The 15,959-nt window shown below is 72.5% G+C and carries 9 protein-coding genes and 2 pseudogenes; 4 read left to right on the top strand and 7 right to left on the bottom strand.

The annotated features are described in order from the left end of the window. Nucleotides 1–21: 21 nt before the first annotated feature. Together ABZ887_RS43315 and ABZ887_RS43310 are read right to left on the bottom strand one after the other, a co-directional pair. Nucleotides 22–2,628 (bottom strand): annotated as a pseudogene (locus ABZ887_RS43315) (AAA family ATPase); the annotation flags it as partial. Between the two features lie 58 nt (nucleotides 2,629–2,686). Further along, nucleotides 2,687–3,739: a MupA/Atu3671 family FMN-dependent luciferase-like monooxygenase gene (locus tag ABZ887_RS43310; RefSeq protein WP_361303416.1), complete on the bottom strand. Its 1,053-nt coding sequence runs from the start codon at nucleotides 3,737–3,739 to the stop codon at nucleotides 2,687–2,689. A 368-nt stretch (nucleotides 3,740–4,107) separates the two neighbouring features. Between ABZ887_RS43310 and ABZ887_RS43305 the strand changes: the two are divergent. Further along, a pseudogene (locus ABZ887_RS43305) lies at nucleotides 4,108–4,527 on the top strand (IS21 family transposase); the annotation flags it as partial. A gap of 261 nt (nucleotides 4,528–4,788) precedes the next feature. Here ABZ887_RS43305 and ABZ887_RS43300 read toward each other — a convergent pair. From ABZ887_RS43300 to ABZ887_RS43285, 4 genes are read right to left on the bottom strand one after another with little or no spacing between them, the layout of a single operon-like run. Continuing rightward, nucleotides 4,789–6,336 (bottom strand): MFS transporter, encoded by a 1,548-nt coding sequence (locus tag ABZ887_RS43300; protein WP_361303234.1) that lies wholly within the window; start codon nucleotides 6,334–6,336, stop codon nucleotides 4,789–4,791. Nucleotides 6,337–6,368: 32 nt separating this feature from the next. Beyond that, nucleotides 6,369–6,986, bottom strand: a complete 618-nt coding sequence (locus ABZ887_RS43295) for a helix-turn-helix domain-containing protein (RefSeq protein ID WP_361303231.1) — start codon at nucleotides 6,984–6,986, stop codon at nucleotides 6,369–6,371. Nucleotides 6,987–7,034: 48 nt separating this feature from the next. Continuing rightward, nucleotides 7,035–7,814, bottom strand: coding sequence for an SDR family oxidoreductase (locus tag ABZ887_RS43290; RefSeq protein ID WP_361303228.1), 780 nt, complete (start codon nucleotides 7,812–7,814; stop codon nucleotides 7,035–7,037). After that, the gene (locus ABZ887_RS43285) at nucleotides 7,811–8,116 is read right to left on the bottom strand and encodes a hypothetical protein (protein WP_043687803.1); all 306 of its coding nucleotides are present in this window, start codon (nucleotides 8,114–8,116) and stop codon (nucleotides 7,811–7,813) included. Before ABZ887_RS43285 ends, ABZ887_RS43290 begins: the two co-directional genes overlap by 4 nt. Nucleotides 8,117–8,408: 292 nt before the next feature. Between ABZ887_RS43285 and ABZ887_RS43280 the strand changes: the two genes are divergently transcribed. Genes ABZ887_RS43280 through ABZ887_RS43270 form a run of 3 tightly spaced genes read left to right on the top strand, consistent with a single transcriptional unit; the run spans nucleotide 8,409 to nucleotide 12,978 of the window. After that, the gene (locus tag ABZ887_RS43280) at nucleotides 8,409–9,134 is read left to right on the top strand and encodes a hypothetical protein (protein ID WP_361303225.1); all 726 of its coding nucleotides are present in this window, start codon (nucleotides 8,409–8,411) and stop codon (nucleotides 9,132–9,134) included. Beyond that, entirely contained in the window at nucleotides 9,131–12,208 is a 3,078-nt protein-coding gene (locus tag ABZ887_RS43275) for an amino acid adenylation domain-containing protein (RefSeq protein WP_361303222.1), read from the top strand. The genes ABZ887_RS43280 and ABZ887_RS43275 overlap by 4 nt, the downstream gene beginning before the upstream one ends. After that, on the top strand, nucleotides 12,205–12,978 hold the full coding sequence (locus ABZ887_RS43270; protein WP_361303219.1) for an AfsR/SARP family transcriptional regulator: 774 nt from the start codon (nucleotides 12,205–12,207) through the stop codon (nucleotides 12,976–12,978). The genes ABZ887_RS43275 and ABZ887_RS43270 overlap by 4 nt, the downstream gene beginning before the upstream one ends. 99 nt (nucleotides 12,979–13,077) lie before the next feature. On the opposite strand, the gene ABZ887_RS43265 is transcribed toward ABZ887_RS43270, so the two are convergent. Beyond that, on the bottom strand, nucleotides 13,078–15,959 hold a 2,882-nt coding region (locus ABZ887_RS43265), incomplete at its 5' end, for a type I polyketide synthase (protein ID WP_361303216.1).

Genomic DNA, 15,959 nt, shown 5'->3' with positions numbered 1-15,959 from the left:
CAGAGCCTTGGCCAGGTGCAGGCGCCGGCTCACCTTCAGCTTGCGGTAGACCCGGGTGAGGTGCTGCTCGATGGTGCTGACGGTGATGCAGAGCTCGGTCGCGATCTCCCGGTTGGAGTAGCCTGCCGCCGCCAGCGAGGCGACCCGCTGCTCGGCGTCGCTCAGCTCCATCGTGCCCGCCCGGTCGTCACGGGCGGACCTCGCCTGCGACGGAGCATCGGACGGGGTCTTCATTCCCGTCCGGGCGATCAGCGCGCCGGCCCGGCGCCAGGTGGCCTCCGCGCCGGCCAAGTCGTTCTGCGCCCGCTGGGCCCGGCCCAGGTCGGTGAGGACGGTCGCCAGGCCGACGAGGTCGAAGGTCTGCTCGGCAGCCGCGACCGCCTGGCCCAGCATCGCGACCCGATCGGCTCCGTGCGACAGCATGGCGTGGATCCGCAGGGTCGCGCCGCGCGTGCGCAGATCCCACGGTTCTGTCATCGCCAGCTGCTCGGCCAGCAGGGTGTGGGCGTAGGTGGTGCGGCCGAGCCGCAGACCGGCCAGGGCCGCGCCGTTCCGCCACGGGATCAGCGCGGGCTGGTCAATCTCCCAGGAGCGCATGAGCTCGCCGCACGAGTCGTAGTCGGCCAGCGCCGTCAGATGGTGGCCGATGGCGGCGTGGTGCCGGGCCCGCGCGTACATGTAGTAGAGGCCGGGGAGGGTCTCGAACATGCCGTCGGGGAGTGGCACCGCGAGCAGGGCCGCGGCCTCGTCATGGCGGCCCCGGTCGGTCGAGGCGTTCACCGCGCTCGACAGCGGCAGGCCGATCGCCATCCCCCAGCTCCGATTCGACAGCAGCGACAGCGCGCGCTGGGCGTGCGCGTCCGCGGCGGTGAGGTCGCCGCGGCGCAGATCGATGATCGAGAGCGCGGTCGACAGCAGCGCCCGCCACGTCACCGAGCCGCGGCGTTCGGCCGCCTGTAACAGGATGTCGATCCAGGTTCCGGCACGGTCCAGGCGATCGATGTAGACGAGCATCGAGAGGGCCGACAGCGCGGGGACCAGCGCCGAGTCGTCGAGCCGGGTGTTCAGCAGCGACTGCTCGGCCGCGATGAGCATGTCGTCGTCGATCTCGATGCCCGGGATGGCCGCGGTCCCGGCCGTCCGGACGTCGTCGGGCGGGCCCGCCTGCTCGGGGACGAGGGACGGGTACAGCCAGGAGCGGAACCCCTCCGCCCAGTCCGGCGGGGCGCCGAGGTCGACTCCGCTGGCCAGCAGCGCGAGGGCATTCTCGCGCCGACCGTGCCAGAGCAGACAGGTGACGAGGTTCTCGGTCTGCGAGGAGGTGAGCCTGCCGCCTCTCGCCGCCTCGTCGAGGTCGGGCAGCAGCCGGACGACCGAGAGCGGGTCGATCTGCCATTCGGCGGCGGCCAGATCGGAGGTGATCTGGGCGTGCTCCGGCCCGCCCCGTGCGGAGGCCTGCCGGGCCAGCCGCAGGTAGCGGACGGCGCGGGGAAAGTCGCCGCGCTCCTCCTGGCCGGCGGCGTCCCGGAGGACGTCCACCATCCACGGCTCGTCGATGTCGCCGGCCTTCGACAGCAGCGCGGCCAGGCGGGTCGGCGGCGCGCCGTCGTCCCGCAGGACGGCCGCCGCGCGCCGCAGCAACTCGGCCTGCCGCTTGGCCGGGATCTTGGACAGGACGGCGTCGCGGGCGGCGTCGGCGCGGAACCCGTCGCCGAGCAGCAGCCCCGACGCCTCGAGGGTCTGGAGCCCCTGGACGGCGACGGTCGGGTCGATGGTGAGGATCTCGGCGAGCAGTCCGGGGGTGGCCACGTCGCCGAGGACGGCGACGGCCCGTGCGAGTTCGGCGACGGTCGGATGCCCCCGGTGGAGGAGCCGCCACACGGCCGTCGCGAAGTGGCCTCCCGGCACCGCGGTCCCTGCCGGGGGCCGGTAGGCGCGGGCGTCGGCGACGAGCGCCGACAGCAGCAGCGGGTTGCCGGCGCTGAGCCGGACGAACCCGGACGGCTTGACGTCCTGCGTGATCGGCCGCAGCGCGCGCCGAACGGCGGCGGCGGCGGCCGGCGGCGGCAGCGGTTCCAGCCGTATGTGGCGGCAGTGCGGCTGGCTGCTCATCTCGGCGGAGAACTGGGGACGCTCGTCGAGCGGGCAGGATGACAGCGTCATCGCGATGAGGATCGGCGCGGTCTCCAGCCGCCGGGCGAGGTAGAGGAGGCTCCGCAGCACCTCGGCGCCCGCGTGGTGGGTGTCGTCGATGCCGATGACCACCGGGGTGCGGTCGGCGAGCTCCTGGACGGGCCGCCAGAACCGGTGCAGCTGCGCCACCGAGGGCGGGCGGCCCCCCTCCACCCATATTTCGGACAGGCACTCGGCTGCCGATGACGGGATCTGTGGATGCAGCAGGAGCTGACCGAAAAGCTCGGCGGGATCGTCATCGGCGCGCGTCGCGGAGGCGCCGAGGAAAACGGCGCCCCGTGCCGTCGCCTCCTCGCCGAAGGCGCGAAGCAGACTGGTCCTGCCGTAGCCACCGAGCCCCGTGATCAGAGCGGCGCCGCCCTTACCGTGCAGGACGTCGGACAGAAGTGAAGAGAGGATTTCGAACTCAGCTTGGCGTTTCAACGTGACACGCACCCCCCGTTGGCGCCGGGCACTGATGAGATATGCGATGTTTCCCGGGACCTGAACGCGATCAGTTTTGCTGCCGACGGACCTCGTCGAGGCGGCTCAGGCCCTCCAGCGCGACGCCGGTGTCGAGGCCGAAGTCGATGAGGCAGGCGAGATCGTCGACGTCGATGTCCTTCAGTGTCTCCACCGTCTTCACCGCGTCCTGCACCGTGCCGAACAGGCCGCCGGTGTCGAAGTAGCGGTCGAAGGAGCGGGAGATGATGAAGTCGACGTCGGCGGGCGTCAGCCGGTTCAGGTCGACGCCCGGCATGTCGGCGCTGATGGCCCGCGCGAACAGGCCGATGGAGCTGCGGAGGTAGGCGCTGAAAGGGTCGTGTACCAGCTGCCTGACCTCGTCGCGGTCGGTCCCGATGTAGGTGTGCAGCATGAGGGCCACATGGCCGCGGGTGCCGTGGTGCTCGGCGTGGGTGTCCCGGTAGGCGCGGATCTTCCCGGCGAGGCCGTCGAGGTCCTGCCCGAGCAGGTGGGTGAGCACCCCGACGCCCAGCTCGCCGGCCTGCCGGAAGGTCTCGATCGACCCCGCGCTGGTGAGCCAGACCGGGAGTTCGGGCTGGATCGGCGGCGGGAAGATCCGCACGGAGGAGGCGGCTCCGGTGCCGTCGGTGAACTCCAGCTCCTCCTGCCGCCACAGGCGCCGCACGGTCTCGACGGTCTCGACGAGGACACGCTTGCTGTCGGCGAAGTTCTCCGGCCGCAGGGCGAAGTCCACGGCGTTCCATCCGGACGCGAACGAGACCCCGGCGCGGCCCCCGGAGAGGTTGTCCACGACCGACCATTCCTCGGCGATCCGGACGGGGTGGTGCAAGGGGGCGACCACGCTGCCGGCGCGAATGGAGACGCGCTCGGTGATCGCCGCGACGGCGGCCGAGGTCACCGCGGGATTGGGGTAGAGACCGCCGAAGGAATGGAAATGACGCTCAGGTGTCCACACGGCGGAGAATTCGTGACCATCGGCGAATCGCGCACCTTCGAGAAGGAGCTCATATCTGTTCTGCGTAGCGTTTCCTGTGTCGGCGAAGTAGAACAGACTGAAATCCACGGTGAACTCCGTCTCCATCCGGACCATCGGCCAATGGCACGATAATCAGAGGAGCGCGGATGCTGACCCCTAAACCTCCCCCTATCCTCCGGCGGGGCGGGCGCGTAGGGGTTTTCGGGTGGTGATGTCGGTGTACAGGCTCTGGTGCAGAGGTGCGTACGGGTTGATCTGCAGAGGTGCTTCGGCGTGTCTGGCAGGGAGCTGGGCCGGTGGGAGGGGCCTGTCGCTGACGTCATGAGGCGATGAGGGGCCCGGGGCATGCTGCTGGAGCCGGAGCGGTGGCTGGAAGCGACGGGCCGCCCGAGCCTCCGGCTCCGGCGCCACGGTCGGATCTGGGAAACCAGGTGATCAAGCCGAAGCCGGGCATCGATCACATGTGCCCACGGTACGGCTTCCCGCACCGTTACCAGCGCCTCAAGATGTATGTGCAGCAGGCCCGCCCGCGCATCGCCGAGGAACTCGGATACACCCCGCGGGAACTGGCGAAGCTGCGCCGCCGCTTCGAGGTGGTGCCCGGCGCCCAGGCCCAGGTCGACCGGGGCGGCCAGGGCGGCATTCTGGCCAACGTCGGGATCCCGAAGGTCTACTCCTTCCACAGGGTCCTCTCCTGTTCCCGGGATCCGTTCTGCTGCTTCACCACCAGCCAGAACCTTGCGGCTTTCTGGGAGCGCCACCGCCGGGCGTCCGCACATTACGGCGGGGTGCCCGGCGTGATCGTCCACGACCGGACCAGGACCGTGGTCCGCCGCCATGTCGCCCCCGGCGAAGCAGTCCCTTTGTGTCCGGAGGCTGTTGCGTTCGCCGGGCCACTGCGAAATCCTCGCCATCAACGGTGCCGGCTACCGGCTCAAGAACCGCCTCACCTCCGACATAAAACCGGACATATCGAGCATCGGATTCTTGACTGGCGTCGATGCGGGTCGCACCGCCAGCAGCTCCACTGCTGGTCACAAGCCTGCCGTCACCCACACGGACGACCTGAATAGCTACGACTCCCTGACTGAAAGAGCTTCGGCCGGACCGCACGGGGGAGCGGCCCGGCCGAAGCCGTCGGGGGGATGGTCCGGTCAGTCGGCGAGGCCGGCGGCCTGTTTTGCCTGTTCGGCCTGGACGGTGTGCGGTTTGGCGGGCTGCTTGAGTCCGCGCGGCATGAGGAAGGCCGTGACGGCGGCGCCCACCACCGCGACGATCCCGCTGGTGATCGCCGCGGCGTGGAGGCCGGAACCGAAGGCGTCGACGGCCTTGGCCGCGAGGCTGGTGTCGCCGATCCTGGCGGTGGTGGCCAGTGCGCTGCCGAGCGAGTCGTGGACGCTCGACCGGTCGGCCGGGCTCAGCGCGTCGAGGGACGGCAGCGCTCCCTGGTAGGCCGAGGTCATCGCCGTGCCGAGGATCGCGACGCCGACCGCGCCGCCGACCTGGAGCGCGGTGTCGTTGACCGCCGAGGCGGTCCCGGCCTGGTTCTCCGGGGCGTTGGCGAGGATGCCGTCGACCGACGGCGGGATGGACAGGCCGATGCCGAAGCCCATGACGCCGAGGCTGATGAGGATGGTCGTCTCGGCGTCGACGTCGGCGGTCGCCAGGGCGAACGCGCCCGCCCCGATGAGCAGCATCCCCAGGATGATGGTGGCCTTGTCACCGATCATCTTTACGACGTTCGGGGCCAGCGGCGACGAGATGACCAGCGTGATGATCGCCAGCATGCGGATGCCGGAGGCGAGCGGGTCGTGGGCCCGGGCGATCTGGAAGTACTGGGTGAGCACGAACAGGCTGCCGAACAGCGCGAACGCCTGGCAGGACAGGGCGGCGGCGGAGCCGCTGAACCGCCGGTTGGCGAAGAGCGACAGCGGCAGCATCGGGTGGGCCGTGCGGGCCTCCCAGGCGACGAACCCGCACAGGAGCACCGCCCCGCCGATCAGCGAGGCGAGGGTGGTGCCGCTGCCCCAGCCGTCCGCCGGCGCCTCGATGAGCCCGTAGACGAGCAGCACCAGGCCGCCGACCGCCAGGAACGCGCCGATGAGGTCGAGCGTGATGGCCTTCGGCGCCCGCCAGGACGGGATGAGCACGAAGCCGCCGATCAGGGCGAGCCCGACGACCGGGACGTTGATCAGGAAGATCGAGCCCCACCAGTAGTGGTTGAGCAGCAGGCCGCCGATGACGGGGCCGAGCGGGATGCCGATCCCGGCGGCGCCGGACCACACGCCGATCGCCTTGGCCTGCTCCTCGGGCGGGAAGACCTGCTTGATGATGGCGAGGGTGGCGGGCATGACCATCGCCGAGCCGAGCCCCATGCCGGCCCGGAACGTGATGAGGGTGCCGGGGCCGCTCGCGAAGGCGGCGGCGACGGAGAAGCCGAGGATAAGGACGAGCCCCCCCATCAGCATGATCTTGTGGCCGAAGCGGTCCCCGAGGGTTCCCGCGAGCAGCAGCAGCCCGCCGAAGGTCAGGGTGTAGGCGTCGACCGACCACTGCATCTCGCCGACGGTGGCCCCGAGATCCTCTTGGATCTTCGGCACCGCCATCGCGATGACCAGGGCGTCGAGTCCGCTGATCACTAAGCAGAGGCTCAGTACGGCGAGGATCGCCCAGCGCCGTTTGTGAACGGTAGCGGCATCCATGAGGGGTGTCTCCTTGAGAGAGGAAGCGTCGGTCAGTGGACCGGCGTTGCCACCGGGGGCAGCCCGAGCCCGAGCCCGAGCCCGAGTACGGTCAGCTCCACCATCTGGTGGAGCCTGCGGTGCAGTGATTCGGCCGGGGCGTCGGCCTGGCTGATGCCGACGACGGCGTCGAGAAGGAGGTCGGCGCAGTCGCGCGCCGAGATGACCCTGCCGAGTTGAGCGAGCTCGGCGGACGACGCCGCGAGCTGCTCCTCGATCAGGTCGGCAAAGCGGATCTTGAAGGAGACCATCAGGTCGGCCGCGACGAGCCCGGCCTCGGTGAGCAGCTCGGTCCGGAACTCGGCGTTGACCGAGCCCACGACGAGCTCGAGCTTGACCGACAGGGCCGCGTACACCCTGTCGACCAGGGTGGGCTGCCTGGCCGCGGCGTCCCGGGCGGTGTCCAGCACGCCGTCGAGCATGCGGGCCCCCATCGCGCGGAAAATGTCCTCCCGCCCGCTGAAGTGCTGATAGAGCGCCGGTCGCGAGATGCCCGCGGCCTGCGCGATCAGTTCCATGGAGGCCCTGCGGTAGCCGTAATGGCCGAAGACCTTCAAGGCGGCGGTGAGGATCTCGTCACGCCGATCCTCAGGCGTCTTCCTCGATGTCATGCTGACACTATGACGTCAGGGTGTCAGAGTGTCAATCGCCTGGACGGGCTACGGCACCCGGAGGCCCCGCAGCCCGCCGTCGATGACGTGGGCGGTCCCCGTCGTGGCCGCTGAGAGCGGTCCCGCCAGGTGGCAGATCGCCTCGGCGACCTCGTCCGCGGTGATGAGCCGACCGTTGGGCTGCCGCGCGTGGACGGCTTTCAGCGCGGCCTCCGGGTCGGGCGCGACGGCGAGTTCCCGCCGCACCCACGGGGTGTCGACCGGGCCCGGCGCGACGCAGTTGACGCGCACGCCCTCGCCGAGCAGGTCGGCCGCCATCGACAGGGTCAGCGAGTACAGCGCGCCCTTGGACGAGCCGTAGACCGCCCCGCCCGGCATCCCCACCAGCGCCGTGATCGAGCAGGTGTTGACGATCGCCGGATTCCGCCCGGCCCTCGCCGATTCGCGCAGCCACGGCATGGCCGCCCTGCTGACCCGGACCGTTCCGAGGACGTTCACCTCGAACACCCGCCGCCACTCGTCCAGCCCGTTGGCCTCGAACGAGCCGCGAGCCAGCAGCCCGGCATGGTTGACCAGTACGTCGATGCCGCCGAGCCGCTCGGCCGCCGCCGCGACCACCTGGGCGATCCCGTCATCGGAGATGTCGCCCCGCAGGCCGGTCAGCGGGCCGTCGACGGCGGACGGGTCCAGGTCGACGCAGACCACGGACGCGCCGCGGGCGGCGAGCATCCGGGCCGTCGCCAGGCCGATCCCCGAGCCTCCGCCGGTCACCACGGCGGACAGGCCGGTGAACGGTGCGACGGGGTCCACCGGCCTCGTCGCCGTCATGAGGTCCGCCGGCCCTTCACCGGGAAGCTGCCGAATATCCCCGCCTTGGTCTTGCCGTTCATCTCGTCACCCTCGACCTCGACCGTGAACGTGAGGGTGATCTTCATCGGCTTGCGGACCTTGACCTTCCAGGAGGCGGTCGCGCCGTCCATCGCGCCCCCGATGATCTCGGGGTCGATCTCACGGCCTTCCGCCGTCCCGGTGCCGGTCAGCTCCGATCCCGCGGCTTTGAGATCGAAGTCGAACTCCTGCTGTCCCATCGCGCTGTCGAGAGTCAGATGCCACGTTCCGTCGACGCCCATATTCGCTCCCTGTCCGTGTGAATTACTGCGCTCCGGCCAGGAGAGTAGATCGGCGAATTGACGTCCCAGAAGCCCCTACTGCCCCTAGGCGGGCTGGGCACCCTGCGGAAATGGGGTCGGTAGGGGTTTCTGCCTCCGCGGCGGGATGCGAGCGTGGTCCGCGTTCGAACCTTGGTGTCTATGAAGATCAAGAGGCGAAATGAAACAGCCGGCAGCGTTCAACGTTCTTCGCGGTTCCTCGACTGCGGATCTGATTCTCGCTTCGGATTTCGCCGCCACGACGGGGCGGACCGTGGGCTCTTTCAGCGATCTGATCCCCAGGCTCAAGACGGGCCGCGCGGTCTGGGAGACCCGGCCGCCCGCGCCCGGCGACAGGTCCGCCGACGACCATCTGGACCGGTGGGCCGCCGACGTCCACGCGTCCGGCCTGACGGTCCGGGCGGTCCTGGGGTACTGCGTCGGCAGTGTGTTCGGCGCCGGACTGGTCGAGCGGGTGTCGGCCTGGCAGGAGCCGCCGATGCTGATTGTTTTCGACCCTGAGGTGCCGCACCCCGCGCTGCTGCACCGCCACTACCTGGACGCTGTCACCGCGCTCGCAGGGTTCATGACCGCCGCGCAGGTCGAGGCGGCCCGCCGCGAGGGCGACGTCGCGCTCGCGGAGAAACTCGCGATGACGGAACTGGCCAAAGTGCTCAGCGATCTCGTCGTGGCGCACGGAGAGCCGGCCCTCGCCGGGATCGGCCTGGCCGCCGACCGGTCGGCCGAACTGCTCGGCGGGTTCCGCGCCTTCCTGTCCTACCTGGTGTCGGCGGCCGAACTCGACCCGAGCCGCGGCTGGGCCGCGGCGACCGCGATCACCTCGGCCACCGAGCACAACGGCCTGAACACCCTGCCCGCCGACCGGCGCGAGGGCGCCGTCGCCCGGGAGATCCGATTCGACCTGCCGCACCCCGAACTGCTGCGCGACCCCGATGTCGCCGCCGCCGTCGAGGGCCTGCTGACCGAGAGGGAGCGATGACCGGCACCGCGCAGGCGGAGGCCACGGCCTCGGTCAAGCAAGAGGCGCTCTGGCTGCTGGACCGCATGGTCCCGGACGGAGTGCCGAACAATCTCGCGTTCGCGTTCCGCACCGATGGCCGGCTGCTGTCCGCCGCCGTCGGCGACGCGCTGACCGCTCTGATCCAGCGGCACGAGTCCCTGCGGACCGTGTACCGGGCGGAGGGGGCGGCTCTCCTCCGGACGGTCCTGTCCGGTGCGGTGCGGGCCCCGGAGGTCACCCGGATCGCCTCGGCGGGCGGCGCCCCCGAGGAGGAGCTGGCGCCGTTCGTCGCCGAGCCGTTCGCGTTCGCGGACGAGCCGCTGATCCGCGCCGCCGTCCTCTCCGGCGAGCACGCCGACGTCCTGTGCTTCGTCGTCCACCACCTCGTGTTCGACGCCACGTCGATCCCGGTGTTCGTCGAGGAGTTCGCCGCCGCCTACACCGCGCTCGCCGCGGGCAGGCCGGTCCCGTCCGACCTGACCGCGGTGGTCCCCGCACTGCAGGACCCGCCCGTCACCGCGGAGAGCGAGCGGTACTGGGACGAGCGCCTCGCCGGGCTGGTGGCCCGCCCCGCCGACCTGTGGTGCGGCCGCCCGGACGTGTCCGCGCCGACCCTGGCGGGCGACCATCTCCTGCGCGCCCTGCCGGAACCGGTCATCGCGGCCGTCCGGCGGATCCAGCGCACGGTCCGCGCCCCGCAGACGGCCGTCCTCCTCGCCGCCTACCTGCTGCTGCTCGACGCGCACGGCGCCGGCCCCGACCTGGTGGTCGGCGTCCCGGCGAGCACCCGGCCGAGGACCGACCCCCAGGCGATCGGCTACCACGTCAACGTGCTGCCGCTGCGGACCCGTGTCGACCGCGACGAGACCGTACGGGACTTCGTCCGCCGCGTCCGCGACCTCTACTTCGACGCCCTCGTGCACGCCGACGTCCCGGTGGACGAGCTGACCCGCCGCGCCGGGCGCTCCGGCGACTCCTGGCGGACCATGCTGTTCCAGCACGCCTTCAACCACGTGGAGGGCCTCGGCATCCCGGCGTTCGCCCTCGACGGGCTCAAGGCCGAGCCGCTGCACCTGGAGAACGGCTCCGCCAAGTTCGACCTCGAGATGTTCGTGATGTCGGCGCCCGACGCCGTCCGGATCCGGGCGGTCTACCGGACGGAGCTGTTCGACCGGGACGACGTCGACCTGATGCTGGACCGCTACGAACGGCTCCTGACGGCCCTCGACGCCGATCCCGGTGCGACCATCGGCTCGCTGAGGGCGTGGAGCGACCGCGACCACGCCGTGATCGGCGCCGCGAACGCCACCGAGGCCGCACCCGCGGACGGCGTGCTGGGCGCGATCCACGCCCACGCCGTCCAGGATCCCGCCGCCCCCGCCGTCCTGGACGGCGACCGCACCGTCACCAGGGGCGGCCTGTGGGCGGGGGCGCTGGCCGTCCGCGACCTCCTGGAAGGGACGGGCCCCGGCGACGTCGTCGCGGTCTCCGCTCCCCGCGGGCCGGAACTGGCCGCCGCCGTCCTCGGCGTCTGGCTGACCGGCGCCGCGTACCTCCCGATCGACCCCGACCATCCCGCGGCCCGGATCAATCACCAGCTGGCCGACTCCGGAGCGGGAACGCTCCTGTGGCACGGGCGCAAGCCCGCCGCCGAGGCCCCGGACGTCCGGGAGATCCCTGAGGTGCCCGGCGACGGCGGCGTCCCCGCGGGCCCGGCCCCGGACGACGACCAGGCCGCGCTCGCCTACCTCATGTACACCTCGGGCTCCACCGGCAGGCCGAAGGGCACCCTGGTCGGACGGGCCGCGCTGGCGAACCTCGTCGCCCACTTCGCCGAGGAACTCGGCGCGGACTCCGGGCACGCGATGGTGTGGCTGACCACGTTCGCGTTCGACATCTCGGGCCTGGAGCTGTTCGTCCCGCTGGCCTCGGGCGGCCGCGTCATCGTCGCCCCCGACCGGGCCAGGGTCGACGGCGGAGTCCTCGCCGGGGTGATCGAGCGGCACGGCGCCCACGCCGTCCAGGCGACCCCCACGACCTGGCGGGCGGTCCTGGACGAGGCGGGCCCGGCACTGGGCGGCAGGCAGGTGCTGAGCGGCGGCGAACCGCTGGCGCCCGAGCTGGCCAGGCGCCTGCTGGAGACCGGCTGCGAGCTGCACCACGTCTACGGCCCGACCGAGACGACGATCTGGTCGACGTCGGCGGTCGTGCCGGGGCCGATCGGCGCCAGGACGGACGTCGGGCGGCCGATCCGCGACACCCGCGTGCTGGTCCTCGACCCGCACGGCAGGCCGCTGCCGATCGGCGTGCGCGGTGAGCTGTGCATCGCCGGAGGCGGTCTCGCCGACGGCTACCACGGCCGCCCCGACCTGACCGCCGAGCGGTTCCCCGACGTTCCGGGGCTCGGCCGCCTCTACCGGACCGGGGACACCGCCTGCTGGCAGGCCGACGGGAGCCTCGTCCTGCTGGGCCGCGGCGACCGGCAGATCAAGCTGCGCGGCAACCGGATCGAGCTGGGTGAGATCGAGTCGATCCTGGCCGAGCATCCCGATCTGCGGTCGGTGGCCGTCGTCCTCGACGGCGATCCGACCGGCGACGGCCGGCTGGTCGCGTTCGTGACCGCCGCCGGGACGGTCCCGTCTCCCGAGGAGCTGTGGCGCTGGGCCGGTGAGCGGCTGCCCCGCTCGATGGTCCCGGCCGAGTTCGCGGAGCTGGCGGAGTTTCCCAAGACCGCCAACGACAAGATCGACTATCCGGCGCTGACCCGCCTCCTGGCCGGCCGCACCGTGCCCGCCGCCCGCGCGGGCGGCGAGCCCGCCGACGGCGACGAGCTCGTGACGGCCCTGCTGGGCATCTGGCGTGAGCTGCTCGACGTCCCCGACCCCGACGGCCACACCAACTTCTTCCTCAGCGGCGGGAACTCGCTGCAGGGCGCGCTGCTGGGACAGCGGGTCGAGGAGCTGACGGCTGTGACGCTGCCGCTCGCGGAGATCTTCGAACATCCGACGCCGCTGGCGCTCGCCGCCAGGATCCGTGGAGGAGGCAGCCTGTGAGGTACCAGGTCCTTGGTCCCATCAAGCTGGTCGACGCCGATGCCGACACCGTGCACCTGGTCCAGGCCCAGAAGATGGGGACGGCGCTCGCGGCGCTGCTGGCGCAGGTGAACCAGGTCGTCTCGACCAAGCAGCTCGTCGAGGAGATCTGGGACGGGGACCCGCCGCTGCGTGCCGTTCCCGCCTTGCACGTCTACATCTCGCAGCTGCGCAAGCTCCTGTCCAGGCCCGGCGCCGGGGAGAGCCCGATCGTCACGCAGGCGCCCGGCTACGTGCTGCGGGCCGCCCCTGAGGACATCGACTACCTGCTGTTCCAGGACCTCGTCCGGGTGGGCCGCGGCGAGCTGCGGCGGGGCCGGTGCGAGGCCGCGCTCGTGATGTTCGAGCAGGCCCTCGCGCTGTGGCGCGGCCCGATGCTCAGCGGGCTGCCGCTCGGGCCGATGGGCCGCGGTCTCGTGACCCGGGTCGAGGAGATCCGGGTGGAGTGCCTGGAGCGGCTGGTCGAGGCCAAGCTGATCCTGGGCGGCCATCGGGAGCTGGTCAGCTTCCTCTACGGCCTGATCAACGAGTATCCGCTGAACGAGGTCTTCTACGAGCAGCTGATGCGGGCGCTGTTCAGCTCTGGGCGGCGCGCCGACGCGTTGCGCGTCTACCGGAGCGCGTGGGACACCCTCGACCGGGAGCTCGGCCTCGAACCGGGGTCGGGGCTCCGCGAGGCGCAGCGGACGATCCTGGCCCGCGATTCGGGGCGGGTCCGCGTCGCCGGCTGAACTTTCTCGAAAGGCCGCGGGCCCGGGGAGTTGTCCCCGGGCCCGCGGCCTTTCCGCATGTCCGTCCGGGCCCGGCGACCGCCGGGCCCGGACGGGCGGTCAGTCGGCCGGGCCGTCGAGGAAGGCGAACAGCTCCTCGTCGTCGGCCCCGCTGAACCGGTCGGCCGGGCCGGGCCCGGGACGTTCGCCGAGCCGGTCCACCAGGTCCCGCAGCCGCCGGGCCGCGGCGGACCGCAGCTCGGGGTCGTCGGGCAGGTCGGCGAACGCGGCCTCCAGTTCGGCGAGCGCCGCCAGCGGCGAGGCCTCGCCCGGACGCCCGGGGTCCAGGCCGTCCCGGAGACGGCCCGCCAGCTGGAGCAGCGTCGGATAGTCGAAGACCAGCGTGGACGGGAGTTTCAGCCCGGTCGCCCGGGACAGCCGGCCGTGCAGGTCCATCGCCGTCAGCGAGTCCAGGCCCAGGTCGAACAGGCCACGGTCGGGGGAGACCGACGCGGCGCCGTCGAGGCCGAGGACCTCGGCGATCTCCCCGCCGATGAGGCCGACCAGCAGGCCCTCCTGCTCGTCGGCGGTGCGGCCGGTGAGCCGGTCGGTCCAGAGTGCCGCGGGCGCTCGCCGGACCGCGCGGCTCCGCACCAGGCCCCGTAGCACGACGGGAAGGGTTTCGGCGTCGGAGCCTCGCAGCGCCGCCGTGTCGAGGCCGATCGGCACCGGTACGGGCCGGCCCGCCGCGAGGGCGGCGTCGAACAGGGCGAGGCCCTGCTCGGGCGGGAGCGGGACGATGCCGGAGCGGGCGAGCCGCGCCAGCGCCGCCGCCGACAGAGCGCCGCCCATGCCGCCCTGGTCCCAGAGCCCCCACGCGATGGAGGTGGCGGGGAGGCCCTTGGCGTGGCGGTGGTGGGCGAGGGCGTCGAGGTAGGTGTTGGCCGCCGCGTAGTTGGCCTGCCCCGGCGTGCCGAGGTGTCCCGCGGCGGACGAGAACAGGATGAAGGCGTCGAGGTCGCGGGTCTGCCGGTGGAGGTTCCAGGCGGCGTCGATCTTGGGCCGGAACACGTCGGCGAGGTGGTCGTCGGTCTGGGCGTGCAGCGGGGCGTCGCGGAGTACTCCGGCCGCGTGGATCACGGCGGTGAGCGGGTGCTCGGCCGGGACCGACGCGAGGAGCGCGGCGAGGTCGCCGGGATCGGCGGCATCGCAGGCGGCGATCGTCACGTGCGCGCCGTGCTCCTCCAGGCGGGCCTTGAGGTCCGCCGCGCCGGGGGCGTCGGGGCCGCGCCGCCCGGTGAGCAGGAGGCGCCGGACGCCGTACCGGACGGCCAGGTGCTCGGCGATGAGCCCGCCGAGCGCCCCGGTGCCGCCGGTGATCAGGACGGTGCCCGGCCTGGTGAACGGCGGCGGGGCGTCCGGGGCGGCGGTCAGGGGCGTCAGCCGGGGGACCAGGGCACGGCCGTCCCGCAGCGCGAGCTGCGGCTCGCCCGACGCGATCGCCGGGGCGAGGGCGGCGGCGGACGCCGCGGTCCGGTCGGAGTCGATCAGCACGATCCGTCCGGGATGCTCGGACTGGGCCGTCCTGACCAGGCCCCAGAGCACCGTGTGGTCCAGGCGCGGGTCCTCACCCGGCCCGGCCACGACGGCCCCCGAGGTGACCACCACGATGCGGGCGTCTCCGTCGAGCAGGTCACGCAGCCCCGGGAGCGCGGCCGACGCCACGTCGAGCGGCTCGCGCGGCTCGTCGGGGACGGGCAGGAGGACGTACGGGGATTCCTGCGGGTCGGCCGAGGCCGACGCCGGGACCCAGGCGGTCTCGTAGAGGGGGTCGCGGCGCCGTCCGGCGAGGGCCCCGTCGGGCAGGGCGCGGACGGACAGGGATCCGACGGTCAGGACGGGCCGGCCGTCGGCGCCCGCGAGGACGATCCGGTGGGCGTCGCCGCCGGCCGGTTCGACGACGGCCCGCGCCTCGGTCGCGTCCGCCGCGTGCAGGACGACCCCCGACCAGGAGTACGGCAGCAGCAGCCGCCCCCCGTTCGACGCCTCGCGCAGCGCCAGCGGATGCAGCGCCGCGTCGAACAGCGCCGGATGGACGCCGAATCCTGTGGTGGGGGTGTCCTCGCCGAGCCGGACGGTCGCGTGCAGCGCGTCGCCGGACTCGCTCAGCCCGGCCAGGTTCTGGAAGGCGGGCCCGTAGTCGTAGCCGTGGGCGGCGAGCGTCTCGTACAGCCCGCTGACGTCCACGGGGCTCGCGTCGTCCGGGACGTCCGGGACGGGCACAGGGGCGGGCTCGACCGAGGTGAGCGTGCCGGTGGCGTGTTCCGTCCAGGGGGTGTCCGAGCCGCTGGGGCGGGAGCGCACGGTGAGCCGGCGCGTCCCGGCCGGGTTCGGCGGCCCGGCGATCAGGTGCAGGTCGAGCGGCGTCTCCGGGGCGAGGAGCACGGCTTCGAGGAGCGTCAGCTCGTCGACGACCGGGCATCCGACGGCCCGCCCGGCGTGCAGCGCCAGGTCGAGGAGGGCGGCGGCGGGCAGCAGCGGCGTCCCGTGGACGGCGTGGTCGAGCAGCCAAGGATGGGTTCCCGTCGAGAGCCGCCCGGTGAGAACGACGGTCTCGTCGGGCAGTTCGACGGCCGCGCCGAGCAACGGATGCCCGGCGGCGGCCAGCCCGAGACCGGTCGCGGTCTCGGGGGCGGCGTCGCCGGTCAGCCAGTAGCGGCGGTGCTGGAACGGGTAGGTCGGCAGCGGCACCCTGGGCCGGACAGCCGGAGCCTTCCACGGTGCCCCGGTGTGCGCGAGCGCGGTCAGGAACGCGGTGGCGTCGTCCTTGCGATGATCGAGGACGGCGTGCGCCACCACTCCGTCCAGGCTCTGCTGGGTCAGGGTGGTGAGCGTCGGCCGAGGTCCGAGTTCGAGGTAGAGGGCGGGGGAGTGCTCGGTGTGGAGGTGGGTGAGGCCGTCGTGGAAGCGGACGGTGCTGCGGATCTGGGATGTCCAGTAGG

The organism is Streptomyces sp. NPDC047061, assembly GCF_040643955.1.
Classification (GTDB): Bacteria; Actinomycetota; Actinomycetes; order Streptomycetales; family Streptomycetaceae; genus Streptomyces.
The sequence above is the reverse complement of the archived record's forward strand: the minus strand, read 5'-3'. Positions and strand labels throughout refer to the sequence as shown.